The 12,719-nt window shown below is 68.6% G+C and carries 12 protein-coding genes; 8 read left to right on the top strand and 4 right to left on the bottom strand.

Annotation, left to right across the window (positions count from 1 at the left end):
- Nucleotides 1-1,606 (top strand): FtsX-like permease family protein (locus PKH97_RS07375; RefSeq protein WP_324386761.1); only part of this gene is annotated, 1,606 nt, incomplete at its 5' end.
- On the top strand, nt 1,603-2,478 hold the full coding sequence (locus PKH97_RS07370; protein WP_324386760.1) for an ABC transporter ATP-binding protein: 876 nt from the start codon (nt 1,603-1,605) through the stop codon (nt 2,476-2,478). The genes PKH97_RS07375 and PKH97_RS07370, both read left to right, overlap by 4 nt.
- Before the next feature lie 32 nt (nt 2,479-2,510).
- Here PKH97_RS07370 and PKH97_RS07365 read toward each other — a convergent pair whose 3' ends face one another.
- The gene (locus PKH97_RS07365) at nt 2,511-2,705 is read right to left on the bottom strand and encodes a hypothetical protein (protein WP_324386759.1); all 195 of its coding nucleotides are present in this window, start codon (nt 2,703-2,705) and stop codon (nt 2,511-2,513) included.
- A 207-nt stretch (nt 2,706-2,912) separates the two neighbouring features.
- Here PKH97_RS07365 and PKH97_RS07360 point away from each other — a divergent pair, with 207 nt between their 5' ends.
- From PKH97_RS07360 to pstB, 6 genes are all read left to right on the top strand, one after another.
- Nucleotides 2,913-3,536 carry a DUF47 family protein gene (locus PKH97_RS07360; protein WP_324386758.1) on the top strand — a complete coding sequence of 208 codons (624 nt, stop codon included), beginning with the start codon at nt 2,913-2,915 and terminating at the stop codon, nt 3,534-3,536.
- A 32-nt stretch (nt 3,537-3,568) separates the two neighbouring features.
- Nucleotides 3,569-4,540, top strand: a complete 972-nt coding sequence (locus PKH97_RS07355; protein ID WP_324386757.1) for an inorganic phosphate transporter — start codon at nt 3,569-3,571, stop codon at nt 4,538-4,540.
- A 207-nt stretch (nt 4,541-4,747) separates the two neighbouring features.
- Nucleotides 4,748-5,905, top strand: a complete 1,158-nt coding sequence (gene pstS, locus PKH97_RS07350; protein WP_324386756.1) for a phosphate ABC transporter substrate-binding protein PstS — start codon at nt 4,748-4,750, stop codon at nt 5,903-5,905.
- Between the two features lie 101 nt (nt 5,906-6,006).
- On the top strand, nt 6,007-7,014 hold the full coding sequence (pstC, locus tag PKH97_RS07345; RefSeq protein WP_324386755.1) for a phosphate ABC transporter permease subunit PstC: 1,008 nt from the start codon (nt 6,007-6,009) through the stop codon (nt 7,012-7,014).
- On the top strand, nt 7,011-7,916 hold the full coding sequence (pstA, locus tag PKH97_RS07340) for a phosphate ABC transporter permease PstA (RefSeq protein ID WP_324386754.1): 906 nt from the start codon (nt 7,011-7,013) through the stop codon (nt 7,914-7,916). The genes pstC and pstA overlap by 4 nt, the downstream gene beginning before the upstream one ends.
- A gap of 44 nt (nt 7,917-7,960) precedes the next feature.
- Nucleotides 7,961-8,737, top strand: a complete 777-nt coding sequence (gene pstB, locus PKH97_RS07335) for a phosphate ABC transporter ATP-binding protein PstB (protein WP_324386753.1) — start codon at nt 7,961-7,963, stop codon at nt 8,735-8,737.
- A gap of 80 nt (nt 8,738-8,817) precedes the next feature.
- Here pstB and PKH97_RS07330 read toward each other — a convergent pair whose 3' ends face one another.
- From PKH97_RS07330 to mshD, 3 genes are all read right to left on the bottom strand, one after another.
- On the bottom strand, nt 8,818-9,759 hold the full coding sequence (locus tag PKH97_RS07330) for an NUDIX hydrolase (RefSeq protein WP_324386752.1): 942 nt from the start codon (nt 9,757-9,759) through the stop codon (nt 8,818-8,820).
- Nucleotides 9,760-9,784: 25 nt separating this feature from the next.
- Nucleotides 9,785-12,067 (bottom strand): RNA degradosome polyphosphate kinase, encoded by a 2,283-nt coding sequence (locus tag PKH97_RS07325; protein WP_324386751.1) that lies wholly within the window; start codon nt 12,065-12,067, stop codon nt 9,785-9,787.
- Nucleotides 12,068-12,071: 4 nt separating this feature from the next.
- Nucleotides 12,072-12,719, bottom strand: a 648-nt coding sequence (gene mshD, locus PKH97_RS07320) for a mycothiol synthase (protein ID WP_324386750.1), incomplete at its 5' end; no start/stop codon positions are given.

Here is a 12,719-nt window from a genome sequence, read left to right as displayed (position 1 = left end):
GGCGTCCGGCGCGGCGCTCCTCGCGGCCGGGCGGCGGGGCAGCACGCGCTGGCTGATCCCCGTGGTGACGGTCGCGATGTGCTTGGTCGTCGTCAGTGCCGACGCCCTGGCCGTCGGCGCCCGCAATCGGCTCGGCCGAGCAGAGGTGGAAGTCGGCGCCCCGACTGTCCTGCACCTCGACACCGAGGATCTGGCAACGGTCGTCGCGGCGGTTCGCACGGCCGACCCGGCGGGCGCTCATGTGACACCGGTTGCCATCATCGACCCGGTCAGCGCCGACCAGGGAGCGACGATCGGCGTCGTCCCCGACGCCTTCCGGCGCCTGGCCCTGTGGCCTGGAGCGGACCCCGGCGGGTGGGCCTGGGACCGTCTGACCGCGCCCGAAACTCCCCCGCTGAGACTGACCGGCACGCGGATCACCTACCGCCTGACCGCCCCCGAGTTCACCTCGGCCACCCCCGATCTGCTCAAGGTGCCGGACGCACTGGAGGTAGCCATCAACGTCGTCGGCGCAGACGGCCGGCTGCAAGCCATCCCGATCGGCGCATTGCCGCGACGCGGGGCGGATGCACCACGGAGCGCCACGATCCCGTGCCAGGACACCTGCCGGATCGCCGGGCTCGGGGTCTTGGCGCCCCAAGGCTCCACCCCGGTCACCGGTGAGGTGTCCCTGACCGAGGTCCACGTTGACGGGCGCGGCATCGATCTGGGCGACTCACGATCCTGGACACCGACGACGGTGGATGGCACCGACCTCGCAGGCGAAGCCCGCTCGGGTGGGCTGACGCTCCGTTTCTCGAATGGCGGCGTCGATCAGGCCTTCTTGCCGCATGCCTCGATGCCCGCCGTCGTCCCGACCCTGACCACGCCGGCCGACCGGCCCAGCGCCGCCGGCGCCACCTATGCCGGAAGCTACCTCGATGGCGAAACCATGATGCAGGTCGCTCGCGGCGACGTGCCGTTCGTGCCCGGCGGACCCGACAAGGCGAGTCTGGTCAACCTCGACAATCTGCTGGCACAAGGCTGGCGTGGCCGCGGAGCAGCCACGGTCTTGGTGTATGCCGATTCCATCGATCCAGCGATCCTGGCACCCGTCACGGCCCGGCTCGCCGATGCTGGCGTGCACGTCACCGAGACCCGGCACCCGGGGCCGGTCGCGCAGGCATACGGGCGGAGCGCGGCGGCCTGGAGTCTCGGCCTCGCGTTCGCGGTGGGCGGGTTCGCCGTGCTGGTCGCAGCGGTCGGCGTCATCGTGCTTGCCGTCACCTCGTGGCGGGCCCGCACCCGCGACTATGCGGGTCTGCGCCTGGCCGGCACCCGCGCGCGCAGCCTCGCCGTCCTGGCGCAACTGGAGACGCTGCCCGTGATCCTGGTCTCGGCCGGCGCCGGCGCGGCCGCCGGACTCTGGGCCGCTCCGCCGGCGGTCGCGATGATGCCCATGTTCACCTCGCCGCCGCCGACCTACCTGATCGACCTGCACACGGCCTGGCTGCCCGCTCTGTCCGCCGCAGCCGCCGGCCTGGCCGTTCTTCTCCTCGTCGGTGCGCTGGCCGGACGGCCGGTCGCTACGCGGTCGGATGTGTCGCGATTGCGGGACTCGGCATGACCGTCCCGCTGGCCGTCACGACCGTCGGCCTGGTTCACATCTATCGTTCGGAGGGCCACGACGTCGCCGCACTCTCCGGCGTGGACCTGCGCGTCGCGGCGGGCGAGGTGCTCGGCCTGCTCGGCCCGTCGGGTTCGGGCAAGTCGACCCTGCTCGCCCTGGTGGGCGGCTTGTTGCGTCCGAGCGCCGGGAAGATCTTCATCGGCGATCAGGAGATCACGACCTTGGATGCGAGCGATCTTGAACGCTTCCAGGCCTCCCGGATCTCGTTGATGCTGCAGGGCGCGCGCCGCAACCTCGTGCCCTATCTGACCGTCCGGGGCAATATCGATTTCGCGCGTCGGCAGGCGCTGCGCCTCGGCAGCGAGTTGCTCCCCGTCGATGGAGTGCTCGACTTGGTCGGCGGGGCTGGCTTCGCCGACGCCCGGCTCGACCGGCTCTCATTCGGGCAACTTCAGGTGGCCGCGCTTGCTGTCGCGCTGGCACCGGCGCCCGGCGTCCTCCTGGCCGACGAGCCGACCAGTGCCCTCGATCATGAAGCGCGTGAGCGAATCCTCGATGCCTTGATGCGCGTCAACCGCGAGCAGGGCACCACGGTCGTTGTCGTCACGCACGATCCCGAGGTGGCGGCTCGTCTGCCGCGAACCGTCACCATCCGCGATGGCCGGATCGGCGGCGAAGGCCGCAGCGGCCGGGAGTATGCCGTGGTCACTGCCGACGGCTTCGTCCCGCTGCCGGTCGACGTCCGCGCCGAGCTTCCGCCGGGGACGCTGCTGCGAATCGAGCGCGTGAACGGCGGGTATGTCTTCCGACCCGAGATCCTTGGCCACGAAACGGGCGACAGCGTCGCCGACCGAACGCGGGGCCTATGAAGCCCGCGTCCGCACCTCGCGCTGTGGAGGCGTTAGCTGGCGGGGTCCGTGACGGCCTGGACGCTGGGCGTGACCGACGCCCGAGTGATGCCCAGGGCCTCGTCGATCGCCGTGTCGTCGAGGGGGCCACCACCCGCGGTGACCGCGGCACTGAGCCCCTTCAACCACCCCGACTCGGCCGTCCTGGCCTCGTCAACCCCACCCGCGTCGGAAGAGTCGGTCGTCATGGAGAACAAGATTAGGGAAAGCAGTCTGCGATCCGCGCGAAAACGTTCAGGTGTTCTGCATTCCAAGACAGTCGTCCGGGATGCGGACAAACGCAGCCCTTCCGTTGGGCCTCGCCGGCGGACGATCCACCTGAGGCCTTGATCTGCGCCTCTAGGATTGAGCAGACCAGTTCTCCTGGTCGTTACTCCTAGTTGGAGCGCCCGACCTTGGCATTTCGCCTGACGCCGCAGAACGACACGTTCTACGACCTTTTCACCGCCAGCGCGGAGTTGCTGGTCGGCGGCTCGCGCGCGCTCACGGCCCTGCTCGCCAGCACTCCGGAAGACCGTGGCGACGTCGTGGCCACCATGCGCGACCTCGAACTCCAGGCGGACGAAGCCACCCACGCCATCCTGCGCCGGGTCAACGGCTCCTTCATCACGCCCTTCGACCGCGCCGACATCCACGCCTTGGCCGATGCGCTCGACGACTGCATGGATTTTATGGAGGCGGCGGTCGACCTCATCGACATCTATCAACTCGAGGCCTTGCCCAGGGGCGTCGCCCGCCAGGTCGATCTCCTGGGCCGGATGGCCGATCTGACGGCCGCCGCGATGCCCAGCCTCCGCGAGTTGAGCAGCCTCGGCGACTACCTCATCGAGATCAATCGGCTCGAGAACGAAGGCGATCGCAACCACCGTCGGCTGCTGGCCAAGGTGATGGACGAGAACGCCGACAATGTCATCCGCGTCCTGAAGGTCAAGGGCGTCATCGACGAGCTCAAGCGGGCCATCGATGGCTTCGAGCGCGTCGCCCATGTCGTCGAGAGCATGGCGTTGAAGGGCGCCTGACGGCGGTGGATTGGCTCCCGGTCGCGTCCGTCGTGCTTTTGGCTCTGGGTTTCGCGTACACCAACGGATTCCACGACACCGCGAACGCCATCGCCACGTCCGTCTCGACTCGGGCCCTGACCCCGCGGGTTGCGGTCGCCTTGGCCGCGTGCGCCAACCTTCTCGGCGCATTCTTCGGCGCCCGGGTAGCGCAGACGGTCGGCAATGACATCATCGCCGCTCCCACGGGTGCCGTGGGGCTCTCGGTCTGTGCTTCCGCGCTGCTGGGAGCCATCGGCTGGAATCTGCTGACCTGGGCGCGGGGCCTGCCGTCCTCCTCGAGTCACGCCCTGATCGGTGGCCTCGGCGGTGCCGCGCTCGCCGCCGGCGTGCAGGTGCGCTGGGCCGAGATCGTGGACAAGGTCGTCATCCCCATGTTGGTCTCGCCGATCATCGGCCTGGTCGGCGGCTATCTGGTGATGGCGGCGATCTTGTGGATTTTCCGCAACCGGGAGCCCGTGCGTATCGCTCGTGGGTTCCGGCTGGCGCAGACGGTCTCGGCCTCGGCCGTCGCCTTCGGCCACGGGATGCAGGACGCCGCCAAAACCGCGGGCATGGTCATGCTCGCCCTGACCGTCGGCGGTCGCCTTCCGGCCGCCGACGGACCGCTGCCGGTCTGGGTGATCCTCACCTCCGCCTTGCCTATGTCGGTGGGGACGTATGCCGGTGGCTGGCGGATCATGCGCACGCTCGGCCGCCGCATCATCGACCTCGATCCGCCGCACGGCTTCGCCGCCGAGGCGACAGCCGCAGCCATCCTGTATGCCGCGACCGCCCTGCGGGCGCCGATCTCCACCACCCAGGCGATCACCTCGGCCATCCTCGGGTCGGGCGGGACCCGCAGATTCCGGGCGGTTCGATGGGGAGTGGTGTGGGATATCGGGATTGCCTGGGTGCTCACCTTCCCCGGCGCCGGCCTGCTCGCCGCCGCCTGCTCGGCTCTGTTAGGTGCACTGATCCGTTAGTCGGTGCTGCGCCGCCGCTCGCGAGTACCCCACACCAGCAGCGCGCCGGATCGCAAGACTCCGGCGATTCCAGTCTTTCCCTCGCTGTTCAACTCGCGTTCACCCGGCCAGGACCGGACCGCCACCAAGGCTTCCTACCGTCGGCAGCGTGATCGGGAGCCCCCGGTCACGAGAAACGAACTGGCATCACGCGAGAGGTTCACCCCCGTGCAGATCACCACCCGAAGCCGCGTCGCGGCCGTCGCCATCGCCGGCACGCTGGCCCTGGCCGGCTGCGGTTCCGACAACAACACCACGTCGGAGACGACCAGCGGCGGCGCCACCACCGCCTCCAGCGGCGCGACGAGCGCCGGCAGCGAGACCACCAGCGCGAGCACCGACTGCCCCAGTGGCACCCTGAACGCCGAAGGCTCCTCGGCCCAGAAGAACGCCTTCGAAGAGGTCGTCGCCGCCTATAACGAGAAGTGCGCCGACGTCACCATCAACTACAACCCCAGCGGGTCGGGCACCGGCATCAAGCAGTTCAACGCCGGCCAGGTCGACTTTGCCGGCTCCGACTCGGCCCTCAAGACCGAGGAGAAGGACGGCGTCATCGAGGTCGACGCGGCCAAGAAGCGCTGCAACTCCGACGCCTGGAACCTGCCCATGGTCGTCGGCCCGATCTCCGTGGCCTACAACCTGCCCGGCGTCGACACGCTGGTCTTGACCCCCGAGGTCATCTCGGGCATCTTCCAGGGCGAGATCACCAAGTGGAGCGATGAGAAGATTGCGGCCCTGAACAAGGACGCCAAGCTCCCCGACACCGAGATCAAGCCCTTCTTCCGCTCGGACGAGTCCGGCACCACCGACAACTTCACCAAGTACCTCAAGGCCGCCGGTGGCGACTCGTGGAAGGCCGACCCGGGCAAGGTCTGGACCGGCAAGGGTGAAGGCAAGGAGAAGTCCTCGGGCGTCTCCGACGCGGTCAAGACCACCGAAGGTGGCGTCACCTACGTCGAGTGGTCCTACGCCAAGGACAACGGCCTGGCCATGGCCCAGATCGACAACGGCTCGGGCCCGGTCGAGCTGACCGCCGAGGCAGTCGGCAAGTTCATCGCGGCGGCCAAGGCCGACGGCACCGGCAACGACCTGCGCCTGAAGCTCGACTACGCGACCAAGGAGGCCGGCGCCTACCCGATCGGCCTGGTCACCTACGAGATCGTCTGCTCCAAGAACGCCGATGCGTCCAAGCAGGCCATGATCAAGTCCTTCCTGAGCTTCTTCGCTACCCCCGAGACGCAGTCCTCGCTCGAGGAGCTCGGCTACGCCCCGCTTCCCGCGGACGTGCAGACCAAGGTCGCGGCCGCCGTCGAGGCGTTGTCCTGACCTCGTGACGCCCGAGTGGCCGGTGCGACTGCAGGAGGTCGCGCCGGCCACCGGGCCGAACGGCATACGTCCATCCCGTCCAACGGAACGGATCGAAAAGGATGCAGAGCATCACCGGCGTCTCCATCGCCGACGAGTTGCCCGCTGACGGCGAGCCGCCGGTCGTCGGCGACGGCGCAGGCACCGGGCGGCTGGGCGACCGGCTCTTCGGCGGCGCGGCTGTCGGGTCCGGCTTGATCGTCGTCGCCCTCGTCACCCTGATCGGGGTCTTCCTGCTCTCGCAGGCCCTCCCCGCCCTCGCCAAGAACGAAGCGAACTTCTTCACCTCCACCGAGTGGGCCGTCTCCGGCGACCATCCGCGTTTCGGCATTGCCCGCCTGCTCTGGGTGACCGTGCTCTCCTCGCTCATGGCGTTGAGCATCGCTGTGCCCCTCGGCGTGGCCGTCGCCCTCTTCCTCACGCAGTATGCGCCGCGCTGGCTGGCGCGCCCGGCGGCCGCCACCGTCGATTTGCTTGCCGCGGTCCCGTCGATCGTCTTCGGCCTGTGGGGCCTGCGCGTGCTCGGTCCGATGACCTCCGGCCTGCAGGACTTCCTGCGCAACAACCTCGGCTTCATCCCGATCTTCTCCACCACCTCGGTGGGCTCGGTCACGACCGTCTTCCTGGCGGGTCTGGTGCTCTCGATCATGATCCTGCCGATCGTCACGGCGCTCTCGCGCGAAGTCTTCGCGCAGACCCCGGGCACCCACAAGGAGGGCGCGCTGGCCCTCGGGGCGACCAAGTGGGAGATGATCCGCACCGCGGTCCTGCCCTTCGGTAAGCCCGGCGTGATCTCGGCATCCATGCTCGGCCTGGGCCGCGCGCTTGGCGAGACAGTCGCGGTCATGATGCTCATCTCCTCGCTGCCCGGTGGCGCCGACTGGTCCTGGTCGCTGTTCGGCGGCGGCGAGACCTTCGCTTCCAAGATCGCCCTGGGCGCCGGTGAGTTCGACAGCCCGCAGAAGACGGGCGCCTATATCGCGGCCGGTCTGGTGCTCTTCATCCTGACCTTCGTCGTCAACGCGATCGCGCGCGTCGTGATCGAGCGCAGGAAGGCGTTCACCGAATGACCACCGTCACCGATGCCGCCACGCTCGCCGACGCGCGCCCGCTCGACCTGAGCGGCAAGTCGGGCAGCCGAGCGGCCAAGAACTCCATCGCCACCGTGGTGATGTCGCTGTCCTTCGCGATCGCCGTCGCCCCGCTCGCGTGGATCCTGTGGACTGTTGCCGTCAAGGGTGGACACCTTCTCCTGAACGCGAGTTGGTGGACCAACTCCCAGCAGGGCATCACCGCCCGCCGGGTGGGCGGCGGCGCCACGCACGCTATCCAGGGCACCCTCTTGCAGGGTGCCGTCACCGCCGCGATCTCGGTCCCGATCGGGGTCCTGACCGCTGTTTACCTCGTCGAATACGGCCGCGGCAAGCTCGCCCGGGTGGTCAGCTTCATGGTGGACATCCTCACCGGTGTGCCGTCCATCGTCGCCGGTCTGTTCATCTACTCGGTCTTCATGACGACCTTTGGTATGCAGCGAGCCGCGATCTTCGTCTGCCTCGCGCTCACGCTGCTGATGATCCCCACGATCGTCCGCTCGACCGAGGAGATGCTCAAGCTCGTCCCGAACGAGCTGCGTGAGGCCTCCTATGCTCTTGGGGTCCCGAAGTGGAAGACGATCTTCTCGATCGTCCTGCCCACGGCCTTCTCCGGCATCGTCACCGGCATCCTGCTCGGCCTGGCTCGCATCATGGGTGAGACGGCCCCCCTGCTGATCCTCGGGCCCTACACCAAGGCCATCGCCTCGGATCTGTTCAGCGGGAACATGGCGACCTTGCCGACGATGATCAACCAGGACCGCGACCAGGCGCTTCAGCCGGCGGTCGACCGGATCTGGGCCGCCTCGCTGACCCTGATCGTCCTCATCCTGATCCTCAACCTGCTCGGCCGCTTCATCAGCAGCCGCAGCAAGGTCTAGACACCCCCGGCAGCAGCCCGACCCACCGGAAAGAGACCACCACCGTGGCCAAGCGAATCGATGTCACCGACCTCAACATCTTCTACGGCAACTTCAAGGCCGTCGAAGGCGTGTCGATGTCCATCCCGCCCCGCGCCGTCACCGCCTTCATCGGGCCCTCCGGCTGCGGCAAGTCGACCGTGCTGCGCACGCTGAACCGGATGCACGAGGTCATCCCCGGCGGTCGCGTCGAAGGCAAGGTGCTTCTGGACGGCCAGGACTTGTATGCCGGTGACGTCGACCCGGTGGCCGTCCGGCGCTCCGTGGGCATGGTGTTCCAACGCCCGAACCCGTTCCCCACGATGACCATCCGCGACAACGTCGCTGCCGGTCTGAAGCTCAACGGGGTCAAGGACAAAAAGCGGCTGAACGAGGTCGTGGAGAAGTCGTTGCGCGGCGCGAACCTCTGGAACGAGGTCAAGGATCGGCTGGACAAGCCCGGTGCCGGTCTCTCCGGTGGTCAGCAGCAGCGGCTGTGCATTGCCCGCGCGATCGCCGTCGAGCCTCAGGTGCTGCTCATGGACGAGCCGTGCTCGGCCCTCGACCCGATCTCCACCCTCGCCATCGAGGACCTGATCAACGAGTTGAAGCAGAAGTTCACGATCGTCATCGTCACCCACAACATGCAGCAGGCGGCGCGCGTCTCCGACCAGACCGCCTTCTTCAACCTGGCAGCGACGGGCAAGCCGGGCAAGCTCATCGAACTCGACTCGACGAGCCAGATCTTCAACAACCCGAGCGTCAAGGCCACCGAGGACTACATCTCCGGCCGCTTCGGCTGATCGAGCCGGGCCGCCGGAAGCCGCGGTATCGCCTATGCCCAAGGCGTGAGCGGCTCCGCGGTTCGTCGTGAACCGACCGCTCAGGGCAGGTGGCTCTCCGCGGCCACGATCCGCGCGTCCGGGCCCGCGCCGGCGACATGGCAGACGATGATCTCGCCCTTCTCCATGCCGTGCTCGGCCGCCTGCTCCAGCAGCTCCTTGACCTCGGGATCCGCCTCACGCTCGGCCAGGTCGCGCAGGATCGCGGGCAGCAGCGGCCGGTGCGTGCAGATGGCGACCGGTTCAGCCTTGTCGAAGGCCTTCTCGATCACCCGGATCGCCTTCTGCGGCTTCTTCTCGAAGGACTCCTCCGAGAGCGACGCCTTCAGCGACAGAGCGGTGCGGGAAGCGCGGCCATACGGCGCGAGGGTCTGCTGACAGCGGGTCGAGGACGAGCTGATCAACGACATCGGTCCGTATGCCGCGAGCAGCGGCGCGAGCGCTGCCGCGCGCGCTTGCCCGCGCGGGTCCAGCGGCCGGAGCCAATCCTGCCGGCTCCAGCGGGACCGGGGCAGGGCGATGGCGTGCCGGACGATGATCAACGGCCAGGTGGCGAGTTCGCTGCGCCGGTGCATGCCGACGAGGGCGAGCAGTTGGTCCTGGTCGCGGGAGTAGTCCAGGCGCTTGTGGGCGTCATTGGGACTGAGCCAGACAACCTCGTCGATCTCGTTGGCCAGCCGTCCGGTGCCGCCGGTGACGACGGCCGCCCAGTAGCGCACCTGCTTGGTCGCGAAGGAGCCGTCCCGGTCGAAGATCTGATAGGCCGCCTCCGGCAGGGGCCGGCCCAGGCGCACGCGCAGCGCGGTCTCCTCGAAGGTCTCGCGCGCCGCGGCGGCCGCCCATTCCTCGCCCGGGTCGAGCTTGCCCTTGGCCCAGGACCAGTCGTCATAGCGGGGTCGGTGGACCAGAGCAACCTGCAACTCACCATCGGTGATGCGCCACGGCAAGGTGCCGGCGGCCGGGACGGCCTTCAGTGGCGGCATGCCCACTCGCTGCACGCGTCGGCGGTCATCGGCGGGCCTTGCGCCGCTTCTTGGCGTAGTACTCGATCAGATAGGCCTGCAGGTCGTCGGCCGGGGTGCCGTCCGGCTTGCGGTGGCGGCGAACCCAGCGACCGTCGGGACCGAGTGCCCAGTGCGCGATCGTGTCCGACATCCCGCGCTCGAAGAGGGCGCGGACCTCCTGGGTGTGGGCCGGGCCGAGCTCGACCAAGGCTTCGACTCGACGATCGAGGTTGCGGTGCATCAGATCCGCGCTCCCGATGTAGACGACCGGGTTGCCGCCGGCGCCGAAGGTGAAGACGCGCGAGTGCTCGAGGAAGCGACCGAGCACCGAGCGCACCCGGATGTTCTCGGACAGGCCGGGCACACCCGGGCGGATCGCGCAGATGCCACGCACCCAGACATCGACTTTGACGCCGGCCAGCGACGCCCGGTAGAGCGCGTCGATCAGCTGTTCGTCGACGATCGAGTTGACCTTCAGACCGATGCTGCCGCCGGCGCCGGAGCGGGCGTGTTCGATCTCGGCGTCGATGCGAGCGAGCAGACCCGTGCGGACCGTGCGAGGAGCGACGAGGAGCCGCTTGAACCGGCTGCGCGGCGCCAGGCCGGAGAGCTGGTTGAACAGCCGGGTCATGTCCTGGCCGACGACCGGGTCGCAGGTCAGCAGGCCCAGGTCCTCATACAGGCGGGCCGTCTTGGGGTTGTAGTTGCCGGTGCCGATGTGGCAGTAGCGGCGCAGCCCCTCGGCCTCCTGCCGGATGACCAGCGAGAGCTTGCAGTGGGTCTTCAGACCGACGATGCCGTAGACGACATGCACGCCGGCGTGCTCGAGCTTGCGGGCCCAGGAGATGTTGTTCTCTTCATCGAACCGGGCCTTGATCTCGACGACGGCGAGCACTTGCTTGCCGGCCTCGGCGGCGTCGATCAGGGCGTCGATGATCGGGCTGTCGCCACTGGTGCGATAGAGCGTCTGCTTGATGGCCAGCACGTGGGGGTCGGCCGCCGCCTGCCCGATGAAGGCCTGCACGGAGGTGGAGAAGCTGTCATACGGGTGGTGGAGCAGGACGTCTTGCTTGCGGATGCTGGCGAAGAGGTCGCGGGCCTTGGCCGATTCGGTCGGTGCGAGATCGGCGTTGGTGCGCGGGACAAAGCGCTCGTAGTGCAGGTCGGAGCGGTCGATGTCGGCGACGAAATTGAGGGCGCGCAGGTCGAGTGGCTCGGGGAGTTTGTAGACCTCGCTGCTGTGCACGCCGAGCTCACGGACCAGCAGGTCGAGGACGTGATCGTCCATCTCGTCATCGACTTCGAGCCGCACGGGCGGTCCGAACCGGCGCCGGGTGAGTTCGCGCTCCAGGGCCTTCAGGAGATTCTCGGCGTCGTCCTCCTCGACCTCCAGGTCCTCATTGCGGGTGACCCGGAAGGTGAAGCTCGCGACGACCTCCATGCCCGAGAACAACTGTTCCAGGTGGGCCGCGATCAGGTCCTCGATCGGGACGAAGCGGGTCGCGAACAGTTCGTCGACGGTCGGCTCGTCGGCCACCTCGAGCTTGACCAGGCGGGGCAACATCTCGGGCACCTTGACCCGGGCGAAGTGCTCCTTGCCGGTCTTGGGGTTGACGAGCACGACGGCCAGGTTGAGCGAGAGACCGGAGATATAGGGGAAGGGGTGCGCCGGGTCGACCGCCAGCGGCGTCAGCACCGGGAAGATCTGGTCGAGGAAGTAGTCGCCGAGCGCATCCTGCTCGGCGCTGCTGAGTTGGTCCCAGCGCACGATCGTGATGCCCTCGTCTGCGAGCGCCGGGCGCACCTCGTCGTGGAAGATCCGCGCCTGGGCGCCGAGCAGTTCGGCGCTGACATTGGAGATCTTCTCCAACACCTCGCGCGGCTCTAGCCCTGAGGCCGAGCGGACGGCGATGCCGGTGGCGATCCGGCGCTTGAGGCCGGCGACGCGCACCATGAAGAACTCGTCGAGATTCGAGGTGAAGATCGCCAGGAAGCGCGCGCGCTCGAGCAGCGGCACATCCGGGTCCGCGGCCAGGTGCAGGACGCGCTCGTTGAACTGCAGCCAGGAGATCTCCCGGTCCAGGAAGCGGTCGTCGATCAGGCCGTCGGCGGCCGGCGCGGCCATCACGCCTTCGCGAATGAAGCGACCGTTGGCGGCTCGCAGCGGCACCCGGGAGGCACCGGTGGCGGCGATCGAGGTGTCTCCGTTGGGGTCGAACTCACTGACGTCGGTGGCGAGGGGACCGACATCCGTGGTGGGGATTTCGGCGGTGGTCATAGCGCCCATCTTGTCAGGTGCGCTCTATCGTGCCCACCGCGTAGGAGGCGTGCCTTTCCAGATCGGTGAAGTCGGCTTTGCGATAGGTCGCCAGCGCCGGGAGGTTGTCGCTCTCGACATAGAGCACGACGGCCGGCAGTCCGCGTGCGGCGAGATGTCGCAGCCCTGCTCGGGTCAGCGGACCGGCCAGCCCGCGCCCGTGGACCTCGGGCGCCAGCCCGACGACATAGACCTCACCCGCCGGGGCGCGCCCTCCCGCGGGCAGGGCGACGATCTCCGCCGGGTCGATCTTGGTCCAGTGGAAGCCGACCAGATCTCCGGTTGCCTTGGCGCGCAACAGGATCAGACCTTTGGGGTCGAACCAGGGCTGCTCGGTGAGGCGGTCGAGGTCGGCGCGGGTGACGCGGCCCTGCTCGGGATGCGCCGCGAAGGCCGCGGCGTTGACGCGCAACCAGTCCGCCTCGTCGCCGGACCGGAAATGGTCGAAAACGAAGCCGTCCGGGAGCGCATCCGCCGCGCTCGCGTCGGCGGGCGTCAACTCGCGAACCAGCTTGAGCAGCAAGCGCGTTGGGGGCAGGCCGGAGCGCTCCGCGAGGGCTCGGGCGGCGGGGAGGTCCCCGTGCGCCCATACGGCTCGGGCGCCGTGTTCGGCGGCGAGCTC

It is taken from the genome of Nostocoides sp., assembly GCF_035343835.1.
GTDB classification, from domain to species: Bacteria; Actinomycetota; Actinomycetes; order Actinomycetales; family Dermatophilaceae; genus Nostocoides_A; species Nostocoides_A vanveenii.
This window is presented reverse-complemented; position numbering and strand designations above follow the sequence as displayed.